This window comes from Collinsella sp. AF29-7AC (genome assembly GCF_003475665.1).
GTDB lineage: Bacteria > Actinomycetota > Coriobacteriia > Coriobacteriales > Coriobacteriaceae > Collinsella.
In genome coordinates, this window is the sequence record NZ_QRQX01000036.1 from 1,425 (window position 1) to 7,820 (window position 6,396).

The window sequence follows — 6,396 nt, forward strand, 5'->3', positions numbered from 1 at the left end:
TTTCACGTCACCTTGGCGCAAATGCGGCTCGCTCGCTGTTGGTGACTGACATCGGGTGCGCCACTGGTGACATCTGGCACTTGGGCAGCTAAAAGGCCCCGTCCCAAATTTGCTGCTCTACTCGCAACTTATCTTGCCGATGGAGTTGTCGTCGTTTCGTTCGCGTGGATCGTTTCGGCGCTGTCGCCCTGTTCGTCCTCGTCCTTTTGCGCGTCGGCGATGGTGGAGGCCGCCGCAACGATACCACGCTGAGGCGCCACGCCCGTCTGGGCCTGAGCGCCCTCGACAAGCTCCGTGCCGGCATGCGCGAGCTCAGCAGACCCGAACATCGCACTCAGGTCGGCCCCGCCGCCGGCGTAACCAAGCGCCGCGAGCGCGATGACAACCACCGCAACAACGACCGCGATCGGAACATAGCGATGCCAGCCTGCGGGATTGAGGCCGCTACGGCGAGCAGCGCCACGGCTAATGAAGCCGAGCGTTCCATCGTGCTTGAGCTTTGACCCCACCACACGCTTACGGCCCCACAGCGACGATTCGGCCTGCATGGCCAAGCGAGCGCTTGCCGAAGGATAGCCATATCTAGTGCGTTTGAACGAGCCGTCGAAGCCTGAGGCGCTTTTGCCCCACGTCCGCGAAGTCGTGCGACGGTTGACCGGCGCCGTGGGCTTTCGAGCCCGATTTGGTTTTGAAGTCTCCGTCATACACCCCCCGCACGCCGTAACGCAATCGAAACATTACCGCTTTGGACTGTAGCACACGCGCTGCATGCGGTCACGAGCGCCTCGCTCAGCGGTCGTCGTCCTTCAGCAAGCGCCACAGGGTCGTGCGGCTTATTCCCAGCACCTCGGCAGCGCGGGTCCGGTTGCCCTGAAGGTAGCCTACGACCAGCCGCGCGATGTCGCGTTCGGTATCGGTCAGTGGACGCAGGATATACAGGTCGCTGTCGAGCGTCGGAGTGCCAAAGGTTGCGGTTTTGATGACGTCTTCCTGGGCGAGCACCTCCTCCGCCACCGTGCGCTCCGCCACACCCGGCCCTACTAATATATAGAGTCGTTCCGAGACCTCGCGAAGCTGCAGATAGTTACGTGGCCAGCGATAGCCGTTGAGTGTCGAGGCAGCCTCCTCAGACATACTCGGAGCGGCAGTTCCAAAGACATCTGACAGATACGACAAATACTGCGCGACCTTTTTCGATGCGCCACCCTGCTCGGCAATCGCAGGCGCCACACTCACTGCGCACGCCAAGCGCTCGGTTACAAAAGCGGCCTGTTCGCTTTCGCCACCGCCCGGCATATCGTTTGCCGTCAGAACCACATGGCAACGCGCGGCCAGCGCCGTGTCGGTCATCGTAGAGACAAGCTCGCGCAGACGCTGCGGCGAAAGTGCATGCCAGCCGCCAATACAAAGGGTCAGCCCTGCCTGGAACAGCGGCGATTCCGAGCTTTTGAGCAGATGGCGCCAGCCGCGATCTGTGAGCTCGTCAAGTGCCACGGACACAAAGGGTTCGTCAGCATAAGGCCCATCCAGATAGAGGCGTTTTGCAATCTCTGCCTGGCCGGCACCCAGCTCGCCCTCCAACATGAGGGGCACGCCGCGGGCATAGCTTTCGCAGACGGGGCCAGAGACCGCAGCGGCACCCTCGACAATGCCGTACGCGCTTGCCTCGTAGCGCGCCTCGACCTCATCTGCGTTAAGCCACTCAATGCCCGCGTGTGCCGCCACACCGCGCACCTCGCGGATCACGACCACCCAAAGCGCGCCGTCTTCCTTGGCGACCGGACGCACCGTGAGGCTCAAGCGCCCTCCCGCATGCCCCATCACCAGGCGCGTGCCGTTGCCCACGCGCCCCAGGCGCTCGGCGACAAATGCCGCGACATCTTGCTCGAGCGCGACATCATCCATGGTCGAAATCGCCACGTGTCCATGCCCATCGATTGCCAACGCCGAGGCCCCGGCAGCAGCCAAGGCCTCGATCAAGATTTGTAGCTTGGCGTCACTGTTCATATTGCGTCCCGTCCTCGACGCCACGCCGCCACCGACGGCCGCGCGGGCGAGTGTTTCAAAATTGAACGATATTGCTCACCAAACACTATAGGGCAGAGGCCGCCGTCCTGCGAGTATATGAGTTGCCCCGCATCGCCATCCTGGCGGGGCGATAAGAGCTCTTCGGGACCTATAAACCTGCGGACAAGCCATACCCGCAAGAGCTCCTATCGCTCCACCGCAGGCATGCGCTCACCAGCATGCAGCACGCAAATAAGCTACTTCTCTACCAGATTCCCAGCACGTGCTGCATTCCCAAACTCATGCACGCAATGCCAATCCAGCAGCAAAAGCCCAGCGCGATGGGCTTGCCGCCCTTTTTGACCAGCTCGACGATATCGGTATTAAAGCCAATAGCCGCCATGGCCATCACGATAAAGAACTTCGACAGCTCCTTGATGGGCGCCGTGATGGACACGGGAAGCTGAAGCACCGTGGTGATTACACTCGCCAGCACAAAGAACAGCACAAACATGGGAAACGCGCGTTTAAGCGAGAACGTGCTTTTGGCGTCGCCGCCGGCCTTGCGCGCCAGATGCATCTGCCAGCATGCGAGGACCAACGTGATGGGAATAATGGCCAGCGTCCTGGTGAGCTTGACCACCGTGGCGCTCTCGAGCACATTGGCGCCGGGATGCATGCTGTCCCAAGCGCTCGCCGCAGCCGTTACGGACGAAGTGTCGTTGATGGCGGTGCCGGCAAACAGGCCAAAGCCCTCGTTGGTCAGCCCGAGCATACCGCCGAGCGTCGGAAACACGAGCGCCGCGATAACGTTAAACAGGAAGATGACCGAAATAGCCTGGGCAATCTCGCGATCGTCGGCATCGATGACGGGCGCGGTCGCGGCGATGGCAGAACCGCCGCAAATTGACGAGCCCACGCCCACAAGCGTCGCGATCTTGCTCGGCACGTTCATAACGCGGCAGAGCACAAAGGCGACAACAAGCGAGGTCGAGATTGTCGCCACGATAATCGGTAGCGACTGGGCGCCCTTGGACAGAATCTGGGAGAGGTTCATGCCAAAGCCAAGCAGGATAACCGCGTACTGCAAGACTTTTTTAGACGTATAGGTGACACCGACGGCGAGCTGTTCGCGGCGATTCTTGGGAAAGACGAGCGCCAGAACCATGCCGAAGAGGATGGCGAATACCGGCCCACCGACCACCTCAATCTGTTTGCCGAGCAGCGTTGCGGGGATAGCGATGATCAGGCAGAACAAGACACCCTTCCAGCGCTCGCGTACGATATTCGCCAGTTGCATATGGGATTCCTTCTTTCTCTTTCACGTTTGCGACGGCTTATGATACGGCAACGTTGAGCACAATCCCGTACAAACGCAGGCAAAAATGTCGCAAAAGTTATCGGGCGGCGATTGTATTTCCACCGCAGAGAACTGATTCGCGGCATAATAAACAACCGACATATGAGTGTGGAAGAACGTTTGTGAGGCGCTATGGAAGAATCGATGCACATCGGCGAGCAAGAAACGAGCCTACAGGACCAGTCCTACCACACCATTCGACGCAAGATCGTCTATCTGGACTACAAACCGGGCGAAAAGCTGGGCGTCAAGCAGCTGTGCGACGACCTGGATATGGGGCGCACCCCTGTGCGCGAGGCACTGGTGCGTCTGGCGCAAGAGGGCCTGGTGCGCACCGTGCCCCAAAGCGGCACCTATGTCTCGCCCATCAACCTCACCCTTGCCGAGAGTGCCTGCTACATTCGCGAGCACCTGGAAAAACAGGTGATTGTAGAGTGCTGCGCGCGCGCCACCTCGGCAGGCGTCGAGCAGCTCGACCGGGCCATCGCGTTGCAGGAAAAGGCCATGGCCGAAGAGGATCGCATCGGCTTCTTTTTAAGCGACAACCTCATGCACCGCATGATCTTTAGCATCGCATGCCGTAGCACCGTGTGGTCGTGGCTCGAAGAGACCAATGCCGACCTGGAGCGCTTCCGCTGGCTGCGCGCCGCCACACAGACGCTCGACAATCAGGAGACTGTTAACGAGCATAAGCAAATCCGCCGCGCCATCGCCGGTCGCGACCCCATCGAGGCGAGCTTTTTGGTCAGCAAGCACCTGCATATGATGTTCCGCAACCAAACCGAGGTCCTGGACCAGTTCCCCGAGTACTTCGAGACCAGCAAGCTTCGCTAACCTGCCAAAAAGGGACAGGTTTATTTTGGCAGGTTTTATCTGGGCAAATGCAACAAGGCCCGGCTCCGTCTTGATGCGGAGCCGGGCCTTAGTTGTTAGAACGACGGAACTCGATTATTCGACCGTGACGCTTTTCGCCAGGTTGCGGGGCTGGTCAACGTCGCAACCGCGCAGGATGGCGACCTCGCGGGCGAGCAGCTGCAGCGGGACGCTCGCCGTGATGGGGCTGAACACGTCGCGGACGGCCGGCACGCGAATGATGCAGTCGGCAATCTTGTTGATCTCCTCGTCGCCTTCAGTAGCGACCACGATCACCTTAGCGCCGCGCGCCTTGCACTCCATGAGGTTCGACACGGTCTTGTCGTAGGTGGCACTCTTGGTGGCCACCGCGATGACGGGGAAGCCCGGGTCGATCAGGGCGATGGGGCCGTGCTTCATCTCGCCGGCGGCGTAGGCCTCGGCGTGCAGGTAGCTGACCTCCTTGAGCTTGAGAGCGCCCTCGTAGGAGATAGCGGCGCCCATGCCGCGGCCCACGAACAGCGCGGACTGCGCGTCCTTGCAGACAAGCGCGGCCTCGTGCACGGCCTCGGTCTGCGTATCCAAGATCCATTGGATCTGCTCGGCCGTATCGGAAAGCTCGCGGAACAGCATGCGCGCCTGCTTGGTGGTCAGGCGGTACTTGACCTGCGCCAGCAGCAGGGCCAAAAGCGTGAGGCTCACGACCTGGCCGATGAAGCTCTTGGTCGAGGCGACCGCGATCTCCTTGTTGGCCTTGGTGTAGATGACGCCGTCGCTCTCACGCGCCACGGGGCTGCCCACCACGTTGGTGATGCCGAAGACCTTGGCACCCTTGATGCGCGCGTCGCGAATGGCGGCAAGGGTATCGGCCGTCTCGCCCGACTGGGACACGGCCACAACAAGCGTCGTCGGCGTAATGATGGGGTTGCGGTAGCGGAACTCGCTGGCCGCCTCAACCTCGGTGGGGATGCGAGCCCAGCCCTCAATGAGATTCTTAGCAATGAGGCCAGCGTGATAGCTGGTGCCGCAAGCGATCACGTAGACGCGGTCGATATCGTTGAGTTCCTCGAGGGACAGGCCCAGCTCGTCGATATCGAGCTCGCCGGCAGGCGTCATACGGCCCACCAGCGTATCGCGCACGACGCGCGGCTGCTCGTGGATTTCCTTGAGCATAAAGTCGGGATAACCGCCCTTTTCTGCCATGTCCAGGTCCCAGTCGATGTGGGTGACCTTGGGCTCGATGACGTTGCCGGCCTCGTCGGTGTACTCGACGCCCGCGGGCGTGAGCTTGGCAAACTGACCGTCCTCGAGCACCACGACATCGCGGGTGGCGTCGATGAGCGCGATGACATCGGAAGCAACATAGGAGCCGGTTTCGCCCACGCCGACTACGATCGGGGAATCCTTGCGGGCCACGGCGATCACGCCGGGCTCGTCAGCGCACACGGCGGCCAGACCATAGGCACCGACCACGTGGGTGCAAGCCTCGCGCACGGAGGCCATCAGGTCGTGCGTCTCGGCATAAGCCTCTTCGATCAGATGCGCGAAGACCTCGGTATCGGTCTCGCTCTTAAAGTGGTGACCACGGCCCTCCAGCTCTTCGCGCAGCTCGGCGAAGTTCTCGATGATGCCGTTGTGGACGATGGCGATACGACCGTCGCAGCTGGTGTGGGGATGGGCGTTAACGACGGAGGGCTTGCCGTGGGTGGCCCAACGGGTGTGGCCGATACCGCAGGTAGCGTCGCTGTCGATGTTGGAAAGCTCGCTCTCCAAGCCCGCGACCTTGCCCACGCGGCGGATGACGTCGAGGTGCGCCGCGGCGCCCTCACCCACCTCGAGCGCGACGCCCGAGGAGTCATAGCCGCGATACTCCATACGCTTAAGACCCGTGACCAGGATGTTCTTTGCAATATCAGAGCCGGTGTAGCCGACAATTCCGCACATAGGATAAATCCCTTCGTTCGCGTGACTGCAAGACGTCCACGCACAGGGGGCGCTGAGACGTATAACGTTCGAGTATTGTACTCACGCAAGCGCAAGCTGATATACCAGAAGTGGTATCTCAACTTAGATACCACCCGATGCACACATGCCCAGCCGGTCCAAACCGCCACAATGGGGACAGGCACCTTTTGAACTGCGTCCCGAATCTTGGCCTTCTTTATTAGAAGCGAACA

At 61.0% G+C, this 6,396-nt stretch carries 5 protein-coding genes; 1 reads left to right on the forward strand and 4 read right to left on the reverse strand.

Features of this window, described 5'->3' with window-relative positions:
* Positions 1–128: 128 nt before the first annotated feature.
* The 3 genes from DWZ15_RS10060 to DWZ15_RS10070 form a co-directional block, all read right to left on the reverse strand.
* Positions 129–704 carry a hypothetical protein gene (locus DWZ15_RS10060; RefSeq protein WP_147330255.1) on the reverse strand — a complete coding sequence of 192 codons (576 nt, stop codon included), beginning with the start codon at positions 702–704 and terminating at the stop codon, positions 129–131.
* Between the two features lie 85 nt (positions 705–789).
* Positions 790–2,007: a helix-turn-helix domain-containing protein gene (locus tag DWZ15_RS10065; RefSeq protein WP_118450783.1), complete on the reverse strand. Its 1,218-nt coding sequence runs from the start codon at positions 2,005–2,007 to the stop codon at positions 790–792.
* Between the two features lie 265 nt (positions 2,008–2,272).
* Entirely contained in the window at positions 2,273–3,307 is a 1,035-nt protein-coding gene (locus DWZ15_RS10070) for a YeiH family protein (protein WP_118450785.1), read from the reverse strand.
* A gap of 192 nt (positions 3,308–3,499) precedes the next feature.
* Here DWZ15_RS10070 and DWZ15_RS10075 point away from each other — a divergent pair, with 192 nt between their 5' ends.
* A complete protein-coding gene (locus tag DWZ15_RS10075; protein WP_089573503.1) occupies positions 3,500–4,201 on the forward strand; it encodes a GntR family transcriptional regulator in 702 nt (233 codons plus the stop codon).
* A gap of 114 nt (positions 4,202–4,315) precedes the next feature.
* On the opposite strand, the gene glmS is transcribed toward DWZ15_RS10075, so the two are convergent.
* Positions 4,316–6,163 (reverse strand): glutamine--fructose-6-phosphate transaminase (isomerizing), encoded by a 1,848-nt coding sequence (gene glmS / locus DWZ15_RS10080; protein WP_118450787.1) that lies wholly within the window; start codon positions 6,161–6,163, stop codon positions 4,316–4,318.
* Positions 6,164–6,396 lie beyond the last annotated feature (233 nt).

Coding starts and splice junctions, on each gene's coding strand:
- DWZ15_RS10060 (WP_147330255.1), bottom strand. CDS start 704: ATGACGGAGACTTCAAAACCAAATCGGGCTCGAAAGCCCACGGCGCCG.
- DWZ15_RS10065 (WP_118450783.1), bottom strand. CDS start 2,007: ATGAACAGTGACGCCAAGCTACAAATCTTGATCGAGGCCTTGGCTGCT.
- DWZ15_RS10070 (WP_118450785.1), bottom strand. CDS start 3,307: ATGCAACTGGCGAATATCGTACGCGAGCGCTGGAAGGGTGTCTTGTTC.
- DWZ15_RS10075 (WP_089573503.1), top strand. CDS start 3,500: ATGGAAGAATCGATGCACATCGGCGAGCAAGAAACGAGCCTACAGGAC.
- glmS (WP_118450787.1), bottom strand. CDS start 6,163: ATGTGCGGAATTGTCGGCTACACCGGCTCTGATATTGCAAAGAACATC.